Here is a 22,261-nt window from a genome sequence, read left to right on the forward strand (position 1 = left end):
CTGTTATTTCGTCTAATTACTTTCTAAACCTGTCCAAACGAGCTGACTAACGGGAGTTTTTCCAGTTATTTCGCTCATTCTGCAGAAATGTGGTGCATTAACAGGAAAAATTCCTGTTATTCCGACCATTTCCGTCCAATTCCATCCATACTCTGCTATGAAGACGAGTTAAGTGGATGGGGATTTTGCGTCGTAGAGCCCTAACTTCATTCCTAGAGTCCTGACATCACCAGGATAACGCCTAGTCTTCTATTTGAATGATAATTTCAATTCATATAGTCTTATAAGCTAATGCATTCCCGTTTGACTTTTTATTTCCTGCATAAGCTTCCCGATATCATCAGGGGCGATTTGCACGCCTTGCTGTGCCAGTGCTTCAGCTTTATCCATCGTTCTTCGTTTCAGATAATCACGGAGCGCAAGCGGGTATTGCCGAAGCGCCTGTCCGACAGCCCGCTGCATTTCATCGCTCCATAGCTGCTCGAACTGCTCGCGCTTGCTGCCAAAGCTGAAATCCTCAACGTTCTCCCGATGATCCTTGCGAAGAACCGCTGTTGCCGCCTCATCGACCTGCTGCTTAGCGAGTACAACACCGTACAGCGTCTTAGCTGCGTCTTCCGTCAGTAACCCGCTGCGCACATCTTCCAGCACCTCTTGCGGATCACGCAGGAAGGGATCGCCATAGCCGCCTCCACCCTGCGACAGGAACGTTACTGTGTCACCGGGATGAAGCAGAAGCTCATCAATTCTTCCTAAGGAACGCTCATCTACAGTCCCGGCATTTTGAATCGCTGCACCAACCTGCCCTACACCGCCACCGAGCCGGCCCCAAGGCTGGAACTGCATCCGCTCCATATTACGGGCGGTCATAATTGTATCCGGACTAAGGATTTTCACTTTTAGATCAATGCCGCTACCGCCGCGATACTTGCCCGCACCTGCTGAATCCTGACGCAAGCCATATCTTTCAATCAAAATCGGCATCTCAGCTTCCACCGCTTCCGCGGGGATATTCCGCAAATGGCCGACAGCGAAATCCATGCCGTCTATGCCGTCCTTCATCGGCCGCGCACCCGATCCGCCGCAAATCGGCTGAATGACACCAACCTTCTTCCGGCCTGTGACAGGATCTGTGATCGCCAGCATGACGATACAAGCTTGTCCTGCTCCCGCGGCGGGAAGCTTATCGGCCTGTGCCTTACTCATCGCCCCTGTCAATACATCCATGACACGGATGAAGGTCGCAGCTCTGGCCCCAACCGCCGCCATTGGTTCAGGATTGAGGATCGTTGCTGGCGGCGCATCATTACGAACCATACGGATCATGCCGGAGTTCCACGGAATCGTGGGGTCAACGGTTCTGAAATAGCGAATCAGTGCCGGGACAAGCATATAGTGACCTTGTTTATTCGCAGTGACAATATTAAAAGAAGCACGAACCTGCGGATCGCTTCCATCAAAATCAAGGAAGATTTCTTCACCGGCGATGTCCATCCGGCAGCGAAGACGGATCGGATAGCCACCAGGACCATCCTCCAGATAATCCCAGAAATCATAGGAACCATCCGGAATATCACGGATAATGGCTCTTACTTTAAGCTCCGAATATTGCAGCAAATCAACAATCCCTTGCTCGACCTTATCCAGACCATAACGGGTAATTAGCTCTTGAAGCCTCAGCTCACCCCGATGCAATGCTGCCATCAACGCCTTCAGATCGCCCCAGTTCTGGTCGGGAATACGGCTGTTGTCCAGGAATAGACGAAGTACCTGCTCATTGAGCACGCCTTGATCATACAGCTTCACCGGAGCAATCCGGATGCCCTCCATGTGAATATCATAAGATGTCGGCGAGACACTGCCTGGCACTTTACCGCCAACATCGGAAGAATGTACGAAGCACATCCCGAAAGCTACTATTTTCCCTTGATGAAAAAAAGGCTTAATCAGATGCACATCTGGTAAGTGGGTCGCCATTCCGCCTGTCGCATAGGGATCATTCGTGATGACGATGTCCCCTTCTTTCCAATCCCCGATGGCTTCAATAGTTTCGCCCGCCGGAATGCCAAGGGAAAGATTATAGCCCGTATCCAGTGGCGAACCAAAGGTTTCTCCCGCTGGTGTCAGCAGATAGGTTCCGAAATCTCCGGTTTCCTTGACGAATGCTGTAAAGCCTGTCCGAAGAACGACATTGGCCATTTCCTCTACAATAGCTTGCACCCGGTTCTTAAAAATCTCAAGAAAGACCTTGTCTGTCATCACAATTCGGCCTCCCCGATGATATTTCCAAAACGATCCTTAGTCAGACTGTATCCTGGCGGAACGAATACGGTGGTATCATACTCATTGATTATGACCGGTCCTGACAACATCTCACCTACGTTCAATTGTTCCCGGTCAGTAATGAAGGCTTGATACTCCTGTCCATCAAAAACAATCGTTCTCCGCTCTGCTTCATAGTTGGTCTTTACAGGCGCCGGGACAACAACAGTCTCTGATTTGCGCGTGACACCAATAATTGTCGCCCTCAGGTTTACAAAGGCTACCGGAGATTCAGGTTGACTAGTCCCAAATACAGCCTCATATTGCTGGTGGAATCTTGCCTCGGCATCAGCGATACTTCCGTATGCCTCACTGGAAAGTGTCACACTGAGATCAAAGGCCTGTCCTTCGTAGCGCATGTCTGCACTGTACATCAGATACATATGGTCCAGCTCAATACCCTGTTCTGTTTCCTCTGTGATCCAGCGTCTCCCCTGCTCCCCAAGATGTTCGAACCATTGCACCAGCTCACCCGGTTGCAGTTCATCACTTACCTTGTTCAGAGAATGAACGAAGTCATTCCGCAAATCGGCCACTACACAGCCCATCGCACACAGTGTTCCCGGTGAAGGCGGAATCAGCACCTTGCGGATCCCCACCTCACGGGCCATGAGAAATGCATGCATAGGACCGGCGCCGCCGTAAGCCAGCAGTGTAAAATCACGCGGGTCGACGCCTTTGCGAGCCATGAGCGGTGTAAACTGGGCATACATGTTGGCTGTTGCCACATCCAGTATGGCCTGTGCCGCTTCATAGGAACTCATTCCGAGCTGCTCACCTAGACGCTCCAGCACCGCCTGAGCCAGATCTGGTCTTAATTCCATCTGTCCGCCCAGGAACCGATCCGCCTGCAAAATACCCAGATGCAGATAAGCATCAGTTGTAGTCGGTATTGTTCCTCCGCGATTGTAACAGGCCGGGCCCGGACGGGCCCCGACACTACGAGGACCTACTTTCAATACGCCCGCGGAATCCACCCAAGCGATGGAGCCGCCTCCAGCTCCAATAGCAGTCACATCGATGGCCGGAATAATCACCGGAAAATCACCGACTTGATTATCTACAGAATAAGCGGGCTGTCCGTCAATCAACGCAACATCCACGCTGGTTCCACCCATGTCAAATGTAACCACCTGATTCAGTCCTGCCATACGAGCTACATGCGTAGCGCCGATGACCCCGGAAGCCGGACCGGACAGCAATGTCTTCACCGGCTCACTGGACGCTCTGGTCGAGGACATGATTCCGCCATTGGACATCGTGGACAGCACCTTGGCTGTCAGACCATACTGCTGCACGCCCTGCTCCAGCCGCTGGAAGTATCCCCCCATTTGCGACCCGACATAGGCATTCATCACCGTAGCCAGCGTTCTTTCGTACTCGCGCTGCTGCGGCCACACACCGCTGCTTGTGCAGACAAACAGCTCTGGATAGTGCTGCTTGATGAGCTGCTCGGCAAGCTGCTCATGCCCGGCATTTTTATAAGAATGCAAGAAGCTGATGGCAATGGCCGTCACGCCCTCTTGTACCAATTCTTCAACGGATTGCAGAAGCTGCTGCTCATTCAAGCTGCGAAAGACTTCGCCGCTGGCGAGGCAGCGCTCATCGATCTCTTTGACCAAACGACGGGGCACTAGTGGAAGTGCCTTGTCGCCGTATAGATTCGTGGTATTTTCTAATCGCAACCGGCGGATTTCAAGCACATCCCGGAACCCCTCAGTCACAAGGAGTCCGGTTACCGCTCCATTTCGCTCGATTAACGTGTTGACACCAAGCGTCGTCCCATGTACGAACAGGCCAATATCCGCAATATTGATAGAAGCCTTCTGCAGTTGCTCCAAAGCATTAAATATAGCTTGTTCCGGGGCATCCGGTATCGAAGGCGTCTTTAGTGAGGCGACCACGCGACCGTCTGCATCCGCGACCATCGCATCCGTAAATGTGCCTCCGATATCTATGCCCAGCCGGTAGCCTTGTTCCACTTTCTCTTCCTCCTTAAAGTTTTGCGAAGCAAAACCACTTCGTAAGCATATTCTTAAGCTGTGCTTCGCAAAGCCACTATAGCGATTGAGAATCCTGCTTCAATTGATAATAGCGTTTTACGTCCTCAATCATTTGATTGATGTGATCCACCATCGCTTGCTCCGCCTTTTCAGGCGAGCCTTCTGCAATCGCGTCGACGATTCTTTGGTGATCTACGACCAGCTTGCTGCCGACAGAATTACGAATGAAAGCTGTAGCAGGCAGTTCACGGCTTCGATCCCATACCAGCTGAACCGCATGCATCAAGATGTCATTGCGCGCAATTAATGCGAGTAAATGATGGAACTCACGATCTCCTTCATAAGGAATTTGATTCTCGGATAACATTTCAAGCTGCTCTTCTATGGAATTCCGCAAAAGTTCAATATGATCGGGTGTGGCCCGCTGCGCAGCGAGGCTGGCAATTTCGCGCTCAAGCGCCCTTCTGGCGACCAGTACATTAATCATGGCCTTCTGCCCGGACACATTGAGCACTTCCAGTAGACGGGAATTGAGGGTCTCCTGATGAATCCTTTTCTCCAGTTGAGAGAGCCGATTTGCCCCCTTCTCTGTGAGAATGCGCCCTTTTCTTCCCTCTAGCTGAACATAACCTTTCATATCTAATTCCATTAGCTTGCGGCCGATTGTTGCCTGGCTGAGCTCATACTTCTTGCCTACTGTGTGAACCAGTGTGCTTGCGCCCACAGGCTCCCCCACCAATGAAATTGTAGAGAGCAGTTCATGCTCGAGTTGTAAAGATGTCCATTCAAATGATGACATTCATAACATCCTCTCACTTTATAAACAGTTAATCTCTCACGTCGTTACTCACTGATGATTAACTGATTATAAATCTATTTTATTTATATTTCAACTATTCGCACTAATTTAGTGTGGATTTAATTTAAAAGACTGCAAACTCTAATAGAGATTTTTAATCCCACCAGAAATCCCATTCATTATTTCCCATTAAATAAACCGCATAATGCCCCAGTGTATCGAACCGCTCCAGCACGTATTGGCAAAATATAAAATGCTCCTTGGCCAGCCTCAATGCTGCTTCATACGTCAGCGGCCGTGTGCCGGCTTGTAGAACCCATTTGTCTTGAGTAACGGCCAGAGGGGTAACATGGTATTGCTCTTGCCAATGCTTAAAAACAGCCGATTGATATACAGGCAGAGGACATTCATTGTATCCCCCCATCGGCACCCATAGGGGCGCTTCATATCCTGAACCCGCAGGCAATGTCAAAATAATAACGTCATCTGCAGCTTCGATTTTCTCTCTTACCCACTCCGTTGTCAGAACAGAAGTAGCTTCTGTTTCTATCTTTATCTCTTCTTCTCTCACAGCCATTTTCTCATTCAGCATTTCATGGCCTGCCCACACTAAAGCATAGGCTGCATAAATATCTTCAAAGCTCTTCCCCTCAAGATTTTTCTGCTCAAGCGGAAGATCTGCATCCACAAGAATAGACTCAGCAATGCGCCGAAATGTATCCACGATAGATAGGCTATGTACTTCTTTCAGCTCTCTATCAACAACTTCTGCAAGAGATTTCTCTTCTTCTTCCAAAATCTCTTCCAGCATCTCTGCGATGTTATAGCTGGGCACAACCAGAATTCGGTGCTTCCCTTCCTGTGTCAGAGGCAGTGATAATTGCTCTACCGCTACAACCTCAATGTCACAGGATGCAAAGGAATCTACCAGTTCTTCAATCATATTCTTTCTCCTTCTATTCCATAAAATTTGAAATAAAAACGAAACAGTGCATCATTGGTAATTATACTACACTATTACAATTGGCAAACAACATTATCGCTGCAGTCTAAACCATTGAAGGTGAATGATTAGACATAGAATGAGTATCGACTCTTTGGTCCTGAAAATTAACATTTGACCCAATAAAAAACAGCGGCAGCCTTGGACGAGAAGATATTGTCCTGGGCTACCGCTGTTCTATTATGCAAATATTTATCCGTTAGCGTTCACCTTAGTGAACTTTGCTTACTCTATTGCTGTTTGTTGGATTACTGTTTGTTCTATTTCCGTTAGGTTTACTGCCGTTTGGTTTGCTGTAGCTAGCTCTATCACTGCTGGCTCTACCGCCGCTAGCTTTACCGCCACCCGCTTTATCGTGGCTGGCACTGCCACTCTTTTTAAACCACTCAGATTTAGGCTTGCGCGCCGGGTTCGCCTTGGACTTGGCCGGTTTGTTGGCTGGTGCCGAGGCTTTGCCAGATTTAAAGGATTGCGGAGGCACACTCGTCATCGGATAAGGATGATCTTTCACTTCAGGAATCGACTTCTTGATCAATTTTTCAATATCTCTAAGGAACGGAACTTCATCCATCTCACAGAAAGAAATAGCCATTCCGCTATTCCCTGCTCTGCCCGTACGGCCGATACGGTGAACATACGTTTCAGGTATATTAGGAAGATTGAAGTTGATTACATGCGAGAGCTCCTCAACATCAATACCTCTTGCCGCGATATCCGTTGCCACCAGCACGCGTGTAACTCCGCTCTTGAAGTTGTTCAATGCTTTTTGACGATCTGTCTGAGACTTGTTGCCATGAATGGCCTGTGCAGTAATATTCACTTTGGACAAATCACGTGTAACACGGTCCGCTCCGCGTTTGGTACGGGTGAACACCAATGCTGAAACAATCGATTTATCCTGTAAAATATGGTTCAACAAGTTCTGTTTCTTACCATTCTCGAGTAAATACACCGATTGCTCAATACGCTCTGCAGTAGAGGATACCGGGGTGATTTCTACTTTTACTGGATCGACCAGTATCGATTTCACCATTTTAGTGATTTCTGGAGGCATCGTCGCAGAGAAGAAAAGGGTCTGTTTCTTGCTCGGCATTTTGGAGATGATCCGCTTCACATCATGGATAAAGCCCATATCCAGCATCCGGTCAGCTTCATCAAGCACTAATATTTGCACATATTGTAAGTCAATACGCTTTTGATTGATTAAATCGATAAGTCTACCAGGCGTCGCGATAATAATATCTGCACCTTGGTTCAGCGCCCGCTCCTGCACTTTCTGGGAAACACCACCCACGATAGCAGCACAACGAATGTCGGTGTACCGGCTGTACGCCTTGATGTTGTCCGAAATTTGAATAGCCAGTTCTCTTGTCGGTGTTAAAATCAAGGAACGGATACGGCGTACCTGCTTGGGAGCATTCGGCTTTTCGCATAGTAATTGAATGATCGGCACAGAAAAGGCTGCTGTTTTCCCTGTTCCTGTTTGTGCGCAACCAAGTAGATCTCTGCCAGCCAGCACGGCTGGAATCGCCTGTTCTTGTATAGGTGTTGGGGAAGTGTAGTTCGCTCTGCTCAAACCCTCTAAGATCGGGGCGATAATATTCAAGTCTTTAAATGTCATTTTGTCTCCTTAATTTACGTACATATATAAATCAAACGTAATTTTCATTTTAAAACGTAACACATAAAGATATCATAAAAAGAATCGTCTGTATATGGTTATTTCAAAGTGTCATTGCATGTCCATATCTTGCCAAGTACTCTTCCTTCTCTTTATAATCCGGCATGATACTCCCGACCCGTCGCCAAAAAGACCGGTCATGATTCATATGCAGCAGATGGCATAGTTCATGGATGATCACATAATCTATCACTTCAAGAGGAGCCATAGCCAGACGGTAGTTGAAAGTGAGTTTTTGATCAAAGCTGCAGCTGCCCCACTTCGTTGTGGACTCGACGATATCAATCGTCTTCGGCTTTACTCTTAACTGTGCCTGATAAATTTGGATTCGTTCACCTACGATCTTCTTACAGCTTGAAAAATAGAACTTCTTAAGGTTCATTTTAAGCTCCTCTTCACTTCCCTCACTCGTATCTATAAGTTCATGAAGGTCATATTCTTTTCCCAGATGCAGAAACTTACCTTGTTCTTTATACTCTCTTGGTTTAGGGGCCGCCAAAGCTTTGGCAATCTTCTGTTTCTTCTCCAATATCCATGCCCCGTGTTGTGCCACAGCGCTTTTAATCATTTCTTCGCTTGCCGCTCTGGGCGCTTTAACGGTAACGAGACCAATCGTATCTATCTGGATCTTAAGCTTCTTTCTTTTCCCATACTGCACATGAACCTCTATACTATCGTTGCCTAAATCAACTTTCATATTATCCATCTTTCCTTTATGAATAGAATATTCGAGCAAGCTGCTCTGGTATCTCTAAAAATGTATACCTTCTATTATAAGTGCTATAATAAAAGCATACATGATTGCCACAATCCACGAAAGGGAAGGGGAACATTCATGAATACGAATACGAAGCAACTGGATCGAATTCACTCCGGACAGGGATTTATCGCGGCCTTGGACCAAAGCGGCGGAAGTACGCCGAAAGCGTTACTGCAATATGGTATTCAAGAAGACCGCTATTCGAACGAAGAACAAATGTATGAATTAGTCCATGAGATGAGAACGCGTATTATTAAGAGCCCGGCTTTTGATGCACAATACATTCTGGGTGCGATCTTATTCGAGAACACGATGGACCGTTTCATTGACGGACAATATACCGCGGATTACCTATGGGAACAGAAAGGCATTGTACCCTTTTTAAAAATCGATAAAGGACTGGCCGAGCAGACAGACGGAGTTCAGCTTATGAAGCCTATTACTGGCTTGGACGAGCTTCTGAAGCGGGCAGTCGAACGACATATTTTCGGAACAAAAATGCGTTCAGTGATTAAGGAAGCGAATCCCGCTGGGATCAAACAAGTGGTTGAACAGCAGTTTGCCGTCGCCAAGCAAATCCTTGATAGCGGGCTTATTCCGATTATCGAACCTGAAGTTGATATCTACAGTGCAGATAAAGAAGCTTCTGAGAAACTGTTAAAAGAAGAACTTACCGCACACTTATCTAACCTTGGCTCTGACGTAAAGGTTATGCTTAAGCTTTCCATCCCGACAGAAGATAATTTCTACCGGGATCTTATAAATGATTCACATGTGTTGCGCGTAGTGGCTCTGTCAGGCGGCTACAGCCAATCTGAAGCCAACGAAAGGCTGGTCCGCCATCACGGACTGATCGCCAGCTTCTCTCGCGGCTTATCCGAAGGATTAGGTGCCGGACAGACAGATGAGGAATTCAATGCTCTGCTGTCCAAATCCATTCATGCTATTTATGAAGCTTCCATTAAGTAAGGCTAATATGCAAAGTATTACACTCCCTCGATAATAGAAACAGCGGCAGCCTTGGATGAGAAAAAGCCCTAGACTGTCGCTGTTTTATTGATTTATAGTTTTCTGTTAGTCGAATATAGGTGAATATCGAAATAACTATCAGTATTTCGGATTTTTAGACTTATAAATAAGTTAGCCATGCTACCTCTGCGCCGTACAGGTCGTCGATCGCCTCAACAATCCGCTTTTCGGTGGCATCATAAGCCGCTGCGATATTGCCGATCTGGTGGTCGACGTCTATTTGCCGGGTAACTTGATACAAACTCATGTGTTTGGCAGTGGCAGGAAGTTTGAATTCATGTCTCCATAGAGGACCCTCTATGCTGCCTACGCACGAGACGTTCGCATCGAATTTGCCGCGGCTGAAGGTGAGCTTCACGAGATGGTTATGCTTGGTTACTTTTGAAATTGTAAAGACGCCACTGCCGCTGTATTTGCTATTGTAGATGAAGCCACGCTTTTTAAAAAAGTGGTTGATCGCTTTTTTGACCAATAACGGTTCGGAAGGGAAGTCCTCAATCCTAAGTGGCTTCAGTCGATATGGAAATTGGACTCCGACCAAATCCCCTGCTTCGTAGCATGATTGCACGATCCGCTCGCCTGCAATCATGTTCTCAAAAACAGCTGCAGCCTCCTCCTCAGTAGAGGGAGCGCAAAATACTCGCTCGTGGTAAATCTCTCCGATAGTCTCCAAAAAGCGACGTTCGCTTTCATTCAGTTCCAGCTGTGGAGCACTATCCGTGATTTCACCAAGCTCCACAATCGCATCCAAAAAATTTATTCTTCCTGAAATCCACCAATCACTCTGAAGCCGAATGCACGGCGAAGGGTAGTCACTCCATCCCGTTGTCTTCGGCGCAAACAACCTGGTATAGCAGATATCTCCCTTAGCGACGAATGGAACTGGTGCCTCTTGGGCTGAATCAGGGTTTCGGCTGAGCATCGAAAGACGATCGAACACGAAAGTCGCGTGATTCAATCGGTAGCGACGCGGAATTCCACTTACAATTCCGATAACATCTTGCATCCGAAGCGAAGCGTTGCAACCGTCCGGATTTGCACTGTCCCAACGTGCGGGGAGGTTGGTCAGTCTCTTCTCATGGCCCAGAGCTGTCTCGGCCGTATGGCAAAAAGGAACGAGCGTTGGGTTATGCTTTAGCAGCCTGTCGATTCCGGACACACCATGCGTAAAGCCGTCAACGAAAAATTTGATGTCCTGGGGATCAAATGCAGCATCATGGAAAACTTGTCCGATCCGTTCGGTCACGACCAACGGTGTATCCTTTTTGCTCAACCGAAAATCAATTTTTTTATAGAGCTTCACAAACGCACTCCTTTTCTATATCGTCGATCCTCATCTTATACCATAAAACACCATCGAACGCCGAACTTATCAACAAATGAGACTAAACAATCACTGAAGAATATTGGACCCATTGGGTTAATTGTTTTGCTGCCATCATTCATTATTTGGTATGCCTCTCTTAAAACTTCTTCATTTTCAAATACGGAGACAATTTCCATAGTGGAATCAACAGATGACTCATTAGTTCCACCAAAATCACTAAGCATTACCCTAGTTCCAAGAATGTGCATTTCCGCATGAATCACAAATTTTTCAGGTTCTTTCTCAGAGTCATACATAATTGAGTCTATCTCAGACTTAAATGCCTTTTTATATAGTTCGACAGCTTCAGAACAAGCACCATTCAAATATAGTTGTGGTACTAACATATGCCCTCTCCCTACGAATCAAATTTTGTTCGAAAACAGATTGACGACCATATATTACCATGAAAATTCATATTTAAAATCATATATTTAAGCACATTTAAGAACTTTAATCGAACTCTACTACTAGCAGCTTAATGACGCATCGTGAAACTAATACTTTATTTTTTAAAAAAAGGCTGCTCCCCAGACAGGTATTACCTGCCGGGAAACAGCCTTTTTAGCTATGCTTTATTTCTTTAACTGGAGTGCTCTTAGAAGGATTGTTGCTGCTTCTGCACGGGTAGTGTTCCCTGTCGGTTTCACTGTACCGTCGGTATATCCGTTAATTAGCCCTTGATCAATCGCTGTCTTAAGCGCAGGAAGCGCCCAAGCGGAAATCTTGGAGCTGTCGGAGAAGCTGATGTCCTTGTCAGCCAAAGCCAGTTTAGCAGCTCGAACAACCATTGCTGCAACTTGCTCACGGGTCACCCACTCATCAGGACCGAAGGTGTCTCCGTTATAACCGTCAACAATGCCGAGTGCTGCCGCTGTTGCAATGGTATCGTGAGCCCAATGCGTCTTAGTATCAGCAAGCTCTTTTCCATTCGCAGCCTGAAGGTTAAAGGTCTTCACGATCATCGTCACGAATTCGGCTCTTGTAATCTTGTTGTCAGGTCTAAAAGTATCATCCGGGTAACCGGTAAGCCCACCGAGGGATACCAATTCCTTGATGCTGACCTCTGCCCAATGTCCGTGGATATCAGCAAAATCTTTTTCTACCTTCGGAATCGAAGGCTCTGTTTTATCAGATACCAGAACAGCAAATTTCGTGAAATGGGTAACTGTTCCGGACACTGTTCCGTTAGCTTGATCCACTTTCAGGTTGTCCAGTTTCACCCATTTCTTACTCTGCTCATTCAGCCAGTACAAGCCTACAACCGAGTTATTGAAGTTCACCTTCGACGGGTCGAAAGTCAGAGTAATGGTCACCGGTTGGCCAAAATCGCCAGCCTTATTCTTCGTAATCTCATAAACATCGCCCAATAGCTTCAATGTGTCATCGGCGGACAAATTCGAGGATTGAGTTACTTTAGAAACAGTAATCTCGATTCCGCTCTCGATTGATCCGGCTGGCACACTGATTGTTGCTCCATTCAAGGTCAGCACGCCACCGTTCACTGCAATGCTTCCGGAATGAACCGGAGTATTTCCACTATTCGTCCCTCCTGACGGAGTCGAAGGGGTCGGAGTCCCTGGTGTTCCAGGATCTGGCGTTCCGGGACCCGGTGTCCCAGGATCCGGTGTTGTCGGGCCCGTAGGATCTGGGATACTCTCTGCAGCACGGGTCACAATCACAGTATAGGCCTTTTTGGAGCCATTCTGTGCTGTCACTTCGATCGGAATAATGTTGCTTCCAACCTTTAGATCAATAACCCCGCTAGCTTGTCCACTGACCGACGGAGTACCGTTCACAGTGAACGAAGCCGCACTATCATAGACATTTGCTGTTACCGTAATGCCTGATAATTTGTAATCAACTTGAGTCGCATAACTAGTTACGTCAGGTGCAAAGACCGGATTCAGCGTACCGCTCGACAAGGTCAGACTGCTCAAATCAGCGTTGTTCTTTGCTTCCTCCGCAGCTTTTCTGATCACGTCCACAGTATAAGTCTTGCTGGAGCCATCCTTAGCTGTCACTACAATGGTGAGCTCATTGCTGCCGGCATTCAAATTGATCAAGTCACTGGCTTGACCACTCGTTCCTGGAGTGCCGTTCAGAGTGAATGTAGCAGCACTATCATAGACGCTTGCGGTTACGGTAATGCCCGGTACGTCATTGTCCACCTGTGACGTATAGTGAGTTAAAGCACCGTCAAACACAGGATTCAGGATTCCACTGGACAACTTCAGGTCGCTCAAATCAGCGCTGCTGCTATCCTCTTCCGCTGCTTCCCGAATCACGGTCACGGTATAGGTCTTGGTAGAATCATTACGTGCAGTCACAGTGAAAGGAATGTCATTCTTTCCAACAGACAACTTCAAAGTAAGAGCCGTTTCATTGGCATACGGTTTGCTTTGAGCTGTCAGACTCGCTTTTACATCGCTGGCCTTTGCCGTGATACTCAACGATTCAACCGAATGAGGGACAGTCACGCTGTACTCGGTGATTCCGGCATCGAACGATGGAGACAACGTGCCTGTATCTACAGTCAAATTGTCCAGCGTAGAAACATCAATTAATTTTCCGGCCAGCATATCGCCTTGAACAAGTGCAAAGTCTGCTACCACCTGATGCGAATAGTCCTCAGCCGCATTAAGAATAAAATTCTCCAGGTCGTTCCAAACCGGCAAAATATTCGTTACAAAACGCTCTTCAAACTTGTAATTCAGTTCATCGGACACCTTGTCCAGACGAGAATCCGCATAAGCATAAGCCTTGGCTGCGTCAATCAGATATTGCTCTAGTTCATCCTTATTTTTGAATGGCTTATCGGTGTAATCTCCCTTAAACGGCGAGACTTCCCGGATCAGGAACGAACGATTCGAAGCTTCGAGTACGCCCAGATAAGCATCGGTATCTACTGCGGTCTTGATATATGCATCTTTAGAGATATAAGCATCCCGCGTTTGTTCTTTTACATCAAGCAAAATATCATCCGTGTTGGTATTACTAGGACCTTCGATCAGCACATTGTAACGTTCTACCCCTATGCTGCCAATTCCTTGGTGAATACGACGTACAATATCCTTAATTGTAAAATAGGCATTAAACTGGTCATCGCTAAGGTTCGGGAAATTGCCTCTGACTTGGGCTTTATAATTTTCCCAGTCACCTTTTAATGACACTACTTCAGCCTCAGTGGCCAGTTCAAACTTATCGGGATTACCGTCGATATTTAATTTCCCATTCAGCGCCCGCTTACCCAGCAATTTTTGCAGCGCCTCGGCATAGGACACTTTGGAGACTTTGTCCATAACACTTTGGGTGTATGCAGTAACATTGCTTCTCGTCAGCTTAGTTGCTTTCTTACTGTTATCGTTATTAATCTCAATCAGTGTATCTTTATAAGTATCCAGGAACGTTTTGGAGACGTCACGGAAATCAGCATCTTGCAAATTCGTGAGACCCGAGCTATCTTTATCGTATTTTACAACATAAGTACTTGTGACAAAACGGATTAAATCATCATAGAAGCTTCCGATTCCGGCGGAGTCTACGTCGTTCAGACTGAACACCATCAGATCTTTGCTATCATTAAAAGTACCGACATTCTGAATATGTGCATCGCCTTGCGTGTAGGTTATAATATCCTTGTCTTTCCACCCGGCAATGATCGAAGCAGGAGATGGGATCAGTCCAGACGCAAGATCGGATTTGAACAACGAATGCGTACCGCGCAAGAACGTGTACTCGTTCGCTCCCATCGCGTTACTTCCGTACTTATATTCTTTGGTTACGGCATCATTGAAACTGGTGTTGTCATCTACAATGCTTTGTTCTACTTCCTGCTTGCGTGCCTCATCAGAAAGAACTGGCGAACTGTAACGAAGTAGAGTGATACCTATCGGATCAGAAGCTAACCAGTCACTATCTTGCATAGCCTCCGGCTTCACAATCACCTTAAGTTGCGCAGTATCCAGCACAGGAGTGGTAGCAGTCCCCGAAATGGAGAAGGTAATCGTGTTGTCACTGCTTTGCCCCTCAGCCGCGATATTCCAGTCTCCAGAAGGAAGTCCTGACACACTGTATGTATCGGAGTTCAGCGCCCCATTGGCCGGAATCCCTGCCGTAAGATTCAACTGGTAGCGGGCGTTCAGATCCTTCGCACCACTCATTTTAATCGAAGATGACATTGGAACCGCTGCAATTTTGTTGGACGGTGTGAATTTAACCAATGTCGCGGTGTTGTTCTTTTGGTATACACTAACTGGGTTAGTTGGTTTGTTGGGTTGATTCCAAGCTCCAGGATTAATCTCAAAAGTAAGATTGGCATCACCAACAATGTTGGCCGTGCCATCACCGGTAATCGTAATCTCGATCCCCTCACCGTTGGCATTAGCCGTCGCAGATAATCCTGCAGGAAGTCCGGTTACAGTGAAGTCTTCGGAAGCCCATGGGCCCTGTTTTACAATACCGTTAAAAGCAGTGAGAGTGATTTTGTTATGAGCTGGATCAACGGTTGATCCAGATTTCATTTGTACGCTCTGATTATTCTCTAGAATCGCATAAGCGGCTGTACTACTGGAGTTGCGTGGCTTGCTATCTTTTATTTTTTCAAAGTCCTTGCTATTATTGCGGGTATCCCAGTTATTCCCCCGATTCGGAGTCGCAGCTGAATTCGTGCTCTTCTCGGGATCAAGCGGATCGAATACTAGTCGCTGTATCGTCGACTGCTTGCCCGTTTGCGCCGCGGGACTGCCCAAGGAGGCATCCACGACAGGATCGTATCCGACAAAATCAATGACCTTGTCTTTTAACATGTCCTTCATCGGGTCGTTGGAAGTCAAGATCTGGGTAGTATTCAAGAGTGCCAGCTTACCGCTATTATTTCCTATTTTAAAAGAATCCTCCACAGCATCCGGCTGAGGCAATTGGCTTCCAACATTCCCATTACTACCAAGCGCAACAAGATAATAACCGTACGCAGGGATTTGGGCAGTTGGAGATCCTAGATTTGCTGCCTTCCAGCTTTTTTTCTTATCATCAGCATATTGGATGGACCAACCGTTAAGCGAAATCGGCTCTGCTGTAGGGTTATATAATTCTACAAAGTCGTTAGTATACAGATCGAGAGCATCGTCTTTTTTGCCTCCATAAAACTGGCTGATGACTACATTCTTCGCCAGATTATTGGTATTTATCGGGCCTGTTGCTGCTGCATGGCCTGTCCCTGCGAAAGACCACAATGATTGAACGACCATCGCTGCTACAAGGACGACCGCCATCCAGCGCTGATTCCTTATCTTCAAGTTAATTGACCCCTCTCCCAATTAAAAATTCACGTTATTATATCAACTGAATGTAATAGGAGGGTTAAGAGAAAAGCAGTATAAAATTAATTTAATAAAAGTTTAATAAACTCCATATTCTAAAACACAAAAAAACGGCATCTCTGCCGTTTTTCCGAAGTCTTTCCGATGATGATTCAATTTTAATCCAAGCCATGTTCTTTACGGATATGATACAAGCCTTGAACAAGCAGTTCTGCAGGGTCACGGTTCAGTTGCAAGTGGGTTAGCAATAAATGAAGCGGAATTGCACACACATTGCTGCCTTCCGTGATCTCTGGGAATCCGGTTTCGAACATAGGACCGTGCTCCTGATTCCAGGCCAGGCCTGCATGAACCTGCTGGGGTGCGAATTCTTCCTGAACTGCCGCGATGCAATGCGGAACCAGTACATTATCGATGACTGCTTTTGCTTCCTCTTCGCTCTCTGGCGGTTTAGGAAGCGCCTTGCCCCCGGGAATCTTCATCATTTCATAGTAGAACGAAGCCAGCCACACTTCCGGTTTATTGCCCGACTGGAATCTCGCAACCAATTCCCGCAGGAAAAAGCCGCATGAATATCCATTACCGGACTCATCCTTCACATTGTACACAAAAACTGGACCATAAGCTTCCATGTTCAATACTTGCCCTTCAACATCCTGGAATTTCATTCGCAATGCAACGAGGCTGTTATGATGGACTGCCTTCAGAAGTTCAGTCCAATCCTCTTCGGACATTTCCGGTTGCTTGTTGTTCTCTTCCTCAATTGGTGTCTCATTAGTCATTATAAATTCACCTCACATCTATCATACCATCAAAATTCATAGGGCAATAGTGACATCCTGATGGTACTTTTGCCAGGGGTTACGACTAGGCTATAAGTTATCCCGCCACTTAAGTCTACAAGCGCCCAGCTTTCTCCATGCCCTGCTCTTGTTCCCAGCGAGAAATTTCATCACGCACACGAGGTGCCACTTCGGTTCCGAGCAGCCTAATGGCTTCCATCACCTCTGCATGCGGCATTGTACCATGTGGGACATGCAGCAGGAATCTCGTAATGCCCACTTCTTTGCGCAGATAAATGATTTTGTTCGCAACGGTCTCCGGATCACCTACATATAAAGCCCCGTCAAACTTGCACGCTGCATCATAATCTGCACGATGATAGGGAGGCAGCCCTTTTTCCACTGCTCTAAAATTCGTTCGGGCATGTGTGGAAGGGAAAAACTGCTCAAGCGCCTTCTCATTACTCTCTGCAATAAAACCATGGGAGTGCGTGGCAATCGGCAACCGCGAGACATCGTGGCCCGCTTTGGCAGCCGCTTCTTTATAAAGCTTTACATGCGCTGCATATTGTGAAGGATTCACATTCCCAATAATCGCGAGTGCAAAAGGTAAACCCATGGCTCCGGCGCGAATGGCTGACTCCGGACTACCCGCACTGCCAATCCATACCGGCAAACGATCCTGCACCGGGCGGGGATAGATTCCCAGATTATCTATTGCCGCTCTATGTTTACCGCTCCAAGTGACTTTTTCCGATTGCTGAATTTGCAGCAACAGCTCCAGCTTCTCATCAAAAAGTTCCTCATAATCTTTCACATCGTAGCCGAATAGCGGGAATGATTCCATAAACGATCCACGCCCTACCATAATCTCTGCACGGCCGTTGGATACTGCGTCAAGCGTGGCAAAATCCTGAAATACGCGCACCGGATCAGAAGACGAAAGAATCATTACCGCACTCGTAAGCCGTATTTTTGAAGTCAGGGATGCAGCCGCGGCCATGACCACAGCAGGTGCTGAAGCTGCAAAATCAGGACGATGATGTTCACCAACACCATACACATCCAATCCCACTTGATCTGCCAGCACGATTTCCTCCACCACTTCACGTATGCGTTCAGCATGACTCATTGTCTTACCAGTATGTACATCAGGCGTTGTCTCAACAAAGGTGCTTACACCAATTTCCACTACTTGTTTCCTCCTAGTACGTATTTGTTGTCTACTATTCTAGCTACTATAGTAAACGACAACAAATCAAGTTGATCATTCTATTCTATCTCTTTATAGTTAAATATTCAAAATATTAAATATGAACATTTTGTATATATAAACGACCTACGCGCAGTTCAATCCAAACTGAAGCAGCGCGCACCGATATAATATCAGTGCGCGCTGGCAGCATTACTTTTTCCATCTGGTTTGCATATTTACTTATTGATAATCGATTCCTTGTTATTCCCAAAAAACATTTGTTCCCACAATCCTTCGTGTGTATAGACTTCCTTCACGCCATCTTTGTCATGCGTCAAACGAACTTCACCCAGAATACGAGTGTATGTTGGATTAGCACCTAACAATTTTGCGACGGTGGCTTTAAAGCGTGGCAACTTTCCTAGAAGACTTACCGCGACGATATCTCTCTTTCTTATAAACTCAACGGTGTAGGTCTCCTTCTTGGAAACAGGTTGTTTGTAAACTAAATGATTATCCATGAATTTTTTGTTGATAGGATGCTCAAATGTATCTTCTCTTGTAACCTGAGTAAGAGATTGGTCATCTGTTAGGATCTCACCATCTTTAGCAATCATGAAGACCGGAAGCCGCTTATAGCCATAATTTTTCTCCGCAATAATATCACACGCAATGATGTCGAAGCCCTCGACTTTCGCCCGCCCCCAATACCAGTGATTCATCAGTTTATTCATGCTGATATTTCCCCAGTTATGATCATGATACCCGGTTCCTTTTAACTTGGTTGTTGTGTTTCCAATAGTTAATGTAGCATCGATCACAGCAGAAGGTTGAGCGACAAACCAGGCAAAGAAATGCTCATCCTGATCACCGTAGAACCAATGCCCTGTATCTGGACGCCACATCGGTAGCTTTGAGGTCATAGTAGCATGGTATTTAACGTCTCCTTGTTCAAAATGCAAAATATACTTTCCATCTTCATATTTCAAATAGGAGTTACCAATGTTGACATCACAGATGTCACTTTTGGCGTTGGTCACTGTCCCTCTCGGTTCTTGAAAAGACTGTGTAGTCTTGGTTCCGTCAGGATGCGTGATATCAATATCAACGGTCGGATGTGACGGACCGGGAACGTCAAAGTAATTTTTAGTGAAAAAAATAGTAACAATCGTTGTGCCATCTTCAAACTCGGCATCGTTGTACCACCATTCATAAGACCCTTCGCGTCCATGGGTTCTCATCCCATCTTCTCTAGGCAGCGGCTGGTCAGGCAGAATATTCAACTGTTTGTAATCGGAATCCGAATTGGCAAGTCTGGCACGTTTTATCGTATTTCCCATTGGACTAACCTCCACAAGCGTAGATTAATAATCATTACATCTGTTATAAAATTGACATCTGTCGTAGTTATGGCTAAAGTATATTTAAAAACAATGACAAGTGTCAACGTTATCTGACAAGTCTTACATATCGGAGGAAATGTCATGTATTCTGGAACAAACCCGTCAGCCATACGCTCACAAAAATGGCTTAGGGACTCGTTACTTCAACTGCTAGAGGAGAAACCCTATAAAACCATTTCCATAAAAGAAATAACGGAGAGAAGTGACCTGGCTAGGCAAACATTTTATCAATTATTTGATTCCAAAGAAGAAATTATAGAGTATCATCTGGATAATTTATTTCGTGAATATCTCATAGAAATACAAAACTTAGAGGTAGCAACCACGGAAGAGTTAGCCCGATTGTATTTTATTTTCTTCCATAATAATGAAAGCTTCATTCATCACCTGATCCAAAATGACTTAATCCATATTCTGAATCAAAAGTTTTATGATTATTTAAATGAAATTGGTACTGTTCTGCAGCTTAGCCAGACTGACACCGAATACTCATTAGCCTTTATTTCATCTGGCTTGGTTGGTATTCTCGTATATTGGTTTAAACAAAATAAAGCAATGCCCATTGACCAATTGGCACTGCTGGTTAGCGATATTTTGAAACCTAAAATGGTAGGTGAAATGCTCTAGGTCACATGTAAAATCACAGATACACGCTTATGGATTTTACCAAAGTATTACTGTCATGTATTGACCACGTATACAAATTAGCCGCAGGCAATTTGCCTGCGGCTAGGTTCTTTTATCAAGCCAGCTAATCGATCCTCACGACCATATAAACCTCGGCAAACGGGCCAGCATTCCCGGAAGAACACTTACATGGTCCTCATCCTCAAACCGGATTATATCCGTGGTTATTCCCCTGTCACTTAATGCCCTCATCGATTGCCCCATTCGATCGCTTCCGTCCAGCATATGAGGCAACTCACGAGCACCAGTAGTTAGCTGTAGACGAATAGATGCGCTGTTCTGCCAAGTCTGTGTGAACTGCGCCTGCTCTTCGAAGATCTTATCTTCAGCCCACCAGGTGGATGGACTACCGGCAGCATAATGCGTAAATAAGTGCGGTTTGGCAAACAGGGCATGTAAAACTAGTAGCCCGCCCAACGAATGACCAACAATCAGTTGTCGATCTGGATCGATCGGCCATTCACCAGCAATTACCGGTTTAAGCTCCCGTTCAATAAAATCCAGAAATTGATCGGCTCCACCATGCGGTGGCCACGGTCGGCCCTCCGGCCTGGCCGGGAGTAAGCTTTCTTCTGCCGGTATCGTAAAATCCAGGCAGCGCCGATCCATATCAAACGGCTCTTTGGACGGATACCCGATTCCGATAACAAGAATAGGCCCTAACCCTTTAGGCTTGCGCGTCTGCAGTCTGACCGTTTCGGCAAGGGTCTGGAACAACGCATCCCCATCCAGAGCATAGATAACCGGATAACCGTTAACCGGAGCTTCTTCTACTGGAGTTCCGATCAGAATTCGATAATGATCACCACGAATAGATGACATCTCATATTCATAACAGCGGTCGGCAATGTAGGGGTTCCTGGTCAGCTTGTTCATGGTGTCATGAAGCTTACAATATCATCTATAACCTTGCTCTGTGCAATAACGCCCCCTGTGAGCCAGTATTCGCTCGCCGTCTCAAATACATTGCCATTTTTCACAGCTGGAGTGCTCTTCCAAATGCTGCTTTCCTTCAGCTCGTTTAAAGTGGTATCCCCTGAATTACCGTCCTTAACAAGGAAGATATAATCCACATCCAGTTTAGGCAATACCTCATATGAAACTGCAGCAGTTGAGCCTTGGATAGACTCAGGCTGGCTTAAGCCCAGATCATGTGCCAGTACATATCCGCTGAAATAATCGCTAGTCATAAAAAACATCCCTTTAGAATTAAAGCGAATGACCGCCGCCTTTTTCCCTTCAATGACCGTCCCCAGCTTCTCCTTGGCAGTTGCCACCTTCTCCGCATAACCTGCCAGAACTTCTGCTGCCTTCTCCTGTTCGCCTAACATTTCCCCGAGCGTTAGCAGTGAATGAGAGAAATCCGTTGTGGCGCTCTGAAATACATAGGTTGGGGCAATCTTCGAGTATTGCTCGTAAATGCCATTCTCGGCAAAATTTTTGTTATGCAAAATAATTAAATCAGGCGTATAGCTCATCACCGCTTCGGAGGCAGGCGGTAAGCCCTTTGTAAAGGTAATAACAGGTACATCGGCTAGTTGATCCTGCAAGTATTCCTGAATTCGAGCCCCATTCGACCATTGAACAACGGGCTTAATCCCCAAGGATGCCAGTGAATCCTCCAGTATAGGAGCAAAAATCCGCGTCGGTTTTGCAGGGATCGTCACCTCATGTCCAAGCTCATCCTTAATTACTAGTGGATAAGTTGCTGTGGCCTGTGCTTCCTCTGTTGAGGCCTGCTCCGCTTCTGCTGCAACCGGCGCTTCCTCTGCCGGGACCGTCTTAGACTCAGGCACTGTGTTATTCTCCCCTGTACCACATCCAGCCATGAGAACAGCCAATAAGCTTATCCCTGCTAGCAACAACAACAGCTTTTGAGACTTCTTGTTCCAAACGTTAATCAAAATCGT

General features: G+C 46.3%; 16 protein-coding genes. 2 read left to right on the top strand and 14 right to left on the bottom strand.

The features are described from left to right. Positions 1 to 288: 288 nt before the first annotated feature. The 6 genes from ACFVU8_RS20660 to ACFVU8_RS20685 all read right to left on the bottom strand — a co-directional run bounded on the left by ACFVU8_RS20660 (position 289) and on the right by ACFVU8_RS20685 (position 8,505). On the bottom strand, positions 289 to 2,259 hold the full coding sequence (locus ACFVU8_RS20660; protein WP_379465517.1) for a hydantoinase B/oxoprolinase family protein: 1,971 nt from the start codon (positions 2,257 to 2,259) through the stop codon (positions 289 to 291). Beyond that, a complete protein-coding gene (locus ACFVU8_RS20665; protein WP_387429845.1) occupies positions 2,259 to 4,304 on the bottom strand; it encodes a hydantoinase/oxoprolinase family protein in 2,046 nt (681 codons plus the stop codon). The genes ACFVU8_RS20660 and ACFVU8_RS20665 overlap by 1 nt, the downstream gene beginning before the upstream one ends. Before the next feature lie 76 nt (positions 4,305 to 4,380). After that, positions 4,381 to 5,124 (bottom strand): FCD domain-containing protein, encoded by a 744-nt coding sequence (locus ACFVU8_RS20670; RefSeq protein ID WP_175371238.1) that lies wholly within the window; start codon positions 5,122 to 5,124, stop codon positions 4,381 to 4,383. A gap of 154 nt (positions 5,125 to 5,278) precedes the next feature. Beyond that, positions 5,279 to 6,067: a DUF4253 domain-containing protein gene (locus ACFVU8_RS20675; protein WP_387429848.1), complete on the bottom strand. Its 789-nt coding sequence runs from the start codon at positions 6,065 to 6,067 to the stop codon at positions 5,279 to 5,281. 271 nt (positions 6,068 to 6,338) lie between these two features. Next, complete coding sequence (locus ACFVU8_RS20680; RefSeq protein WP_387429851.1) at positions 6,339 to 7,748, bottom strand: DEAD/DEAH box helicase; 1,410 nt, start codon at positions 7,746 to 7,748, stop codon at positions 6,339 to 6,341. A gap of 103 nt (positions 7,749 to 7,851) precedes the next feature. Next, on the bottom strand, positions 7,852 to 8,505 hold the full coding sequence (locus ACFVU8_RS20685) for a M48 family metallopeptidase (protein WP_387429853.1): 654 nt from the start codon (positions 8,503 to 8,505) through the stop codon (positions 7,852 to 7,854). A gap of 138 nt (positions 8,506 to 8,643) precedes the next feature. Between ACFVU8_RS20685 and ACFVU8_RS20690 the strand changes: the two genes are divergently transcribed. Beyond that, a complete protein-coding gene (locus ACFVU8_RS20690) occupies positions 8,644 to 9,537 on the top strand; it encodes a fructose bisphosphate aldolase (RefSeq protein ID WP_387429856.1) in 894 nt (297 codons plus the stop codon). A gap of 160 nt (positions 9,538 to 9,697) precedes the next feature. On the opposite strand, the gene ACFVU8_RS20695 is transcribed toward ACFVU8_RS20690, so the two are convergent. The 6 genes from ACFVU8_RS20695 to ACFVU8_RS20720 all read right to left on the bottom strand — a co-directional run bounded on the left by ACFVU8_RS20695 (position 9,698) and on the right by ACFVU8_RS20720 (position 19,601). Beyond that, positions 9,698 to 10,843 carry a hypothetical protein gene (locus tag ACFVU8_RS20695; protein WP_387429859.1) on the bottom strand — a complete coding sequence of 382 codons (1,146 nt, stop codon included), beginning with the start codon at positions 10,841 to 10,843 and terminating at the stop codon, positions 9,698 to 9,700. Positions 10,844 to 10,935: 92 nt separating this feature from the next. Then, a complete protein-coding gene (locus tag ACFVU8_RS20700; RefSeq protein WP_387429861.1) occupies positions 10,936 to 11,310 on the bottom strand; it encodes a VOC family protein in 375 nt (124 codons plus the stop codon). 228 nt (positions 11,311 to 11,538) lie between these two features. Continuing rightward, the gene (locus tag ACFVU8_RS20705; RefSeq protein ID WP_387429864.1) at positions 11,539 to 16,260 is read right to left on the bottom strand and encodes a cadherin-like beta sandwich domain-containing protein; all 4,722 of its coding nucleotides are present in this window, start codon (positions 16,258 to 16,260) and stop codon (positions 11,539 to 11,541) included. A gap of 182 nt (positions 16,261 to 16,442) precedes the next feature. Next, complete coding sequence (locus ACFVU8_RS20710; protein ID WP_066372548.1) at positions 16,443 to 17,066, bottom strand: hypothetical protein; 624 nt, start codon at positions 17,064 to 17,066, stop codon at positions 16,443 to 16,445. Between the two features lie 115 nt (positions 17,067 to 17,181). After that, entirely contained in the window at positions 17,182 to 18,258 is a 1,077-nt protein-coding gene (locus ACFVU8_RS20715; protein ID WP_387429867.1) for an LLM class flavin-dependent oxidoreductase, read from the bottom strand. A 239-nt stretch (positions 18,259 to 18,497) separates the two neighbouring features. Beyond that, the gene (locus ACFVU8_RS20720; RefSeq protein ID WP_387429870.1) at positions 18,498 to 19,601 is read right to left on the bottom strand and encodes a hypothetical protein; all 1,104 of its coding nucleotides are present in this window, start codon (positions 19,599 to 19,601) and stop codon (positions 18,498 to 18,500) included. A gap of 144 nt (positions 19,602 to 19,745) precedes the next feature. Between ACFVU8_RS20720 and ACFVU8_RS20725 the strand changes: the two genes are divergently transcribed. Further along, positions 19,746 to 20,291, top strand: coding sequence for a TetR/AcrR family transcriptional regulator (locus ACFVU8_RS20725; protein ID WP_387429873.1), 546 nt, complete (start codon positions 19,746 to 19,748; stop codon positions 20,289 to 20,291). A 135-nt stretch (positions 20,292 to 20,426) separates the two neighbouring features. Here ACFVU8_RS20725 and ACFVU8_RS20730 read toward each other — a convergent pair whose 3' ends face one another. Beyond that, entirely contained in the window at positions 20,427 to 21,227 is an 801-nt protein-coding gene (locus ACFVU8_RS20730) for an alpha/beta hydrolase (protein WP_387429876.1), read from the bottom strand. Further along, positions 21,224 to 22,255, bottom strand: a complete 1,032-nt coding sequence (locus tag ACFVU8_RS20735) for an ABC transporter substrate-binding protein (RefSeq protein ID WP_387429878.1) — start codon at positions 22,253 to 22,255, stop codon at positions 21,224 to 21,226. Before ACFVU8_RS20735 ends, ACFVU8_RS20730 begins: the two co-directional genes overlap by 4 nt. Between the last annotated feature and the right edge of the window lie 6 nt (positions 22,256 to 22,261).

It is taken from the genome of Paenibacillus sp. NPDC058177 (genome assembly GCF_042883835.1).
Taxonomy (GTDB): Bacteria; Bacillota; Bacilli; order Paenibacillales; family Paenibacillaceae; genus Paenibacillus_AQ; species Paenibacillus_AQ agri.

Excerpts from the sequence above, each read along its gene's own strand:
- ACFVU8_RS20720 (WP_387429870.1), bottom strand. The coding sequence starts at position 19,601 with ATGGGAAATACGATAAAACGTGCCAGACTTGCCAATTCGGATTCCGAT.
- ACFVU8_RS20685 (WP_387429853.1), bottom strand. The coding sequence starts at position 8,505 with ATGAAAGTTGATTTAGGCAACGATAGTATAGAGGTTCATGTGCAGTAT.
- ACFVU8_RS20660 (WP_379465517.1), bottom strand. The coding sequence starts at position 2,259 with ATGACAGACAAGGTCTTTCTTGAGATTTTTAAGAACCGGGTGCAAGCT.
- ACFVU8_RS20680 (WP_387429851.1), bottom strand. The coding sequence starts at position 7,748 with ATGACATTTAAAGACTTGAATATTATCGCCCCGATCTTAGAGGGTTTG.
- ACFVU8_RS20710 (WP_066372548.1), bottom strand. The coding sequence starts at position 17,066 with ATGACTAATGAGACACCAATTGAGGAAGAGAACAACAAGCAACCGGAA.
- ACFVU8_RS20670 (WP_175371238.1), bottom strand. The coding sequence starts at position 5,124 with ATGTCATCATTTGAATGGACATCTTTACAACTCGAGCATGAACTGCTC.
- ACFVU8_RS20700 (WP_387429861.1), bottom strand. The coding sequence starts at position 11,310 with ATGTTAGTACCACAACTATATTTGAATGGTGCTTGTTCTGAAGCTGTC.
- ACFVU8_RS20730 (WP_387429876.1), bottom strand. The coding sequence starts at position 21,227 with ATGAACAAGCTGACCAGGAACCCCTACATTGCCGACCGCTGTTATGAA.
- ACFVU8_RS20675 (WP_387429848.1), bottom strand. The coding sequence starts at position 6,067 with ATGATTGAAGAACTGGTAGATTCCTTTGCATCCTGTGACATTGAGGTT.
- ACFVU8_RS20725 (WP_387429873.1), top strand. The coding sequence starts at position 19,746 with ATGTATTCTGGAACAAACCCGTCAGCCATACGCTCACAAAAATGGCTT.
- ACFVU8_RS20690 (WP_387429856.1), top strand. The coding sequence starts at position 8,644 with ATGAATACGAATACGAAGCAACTGGATCGAATTCACTCCGGACAGGGA.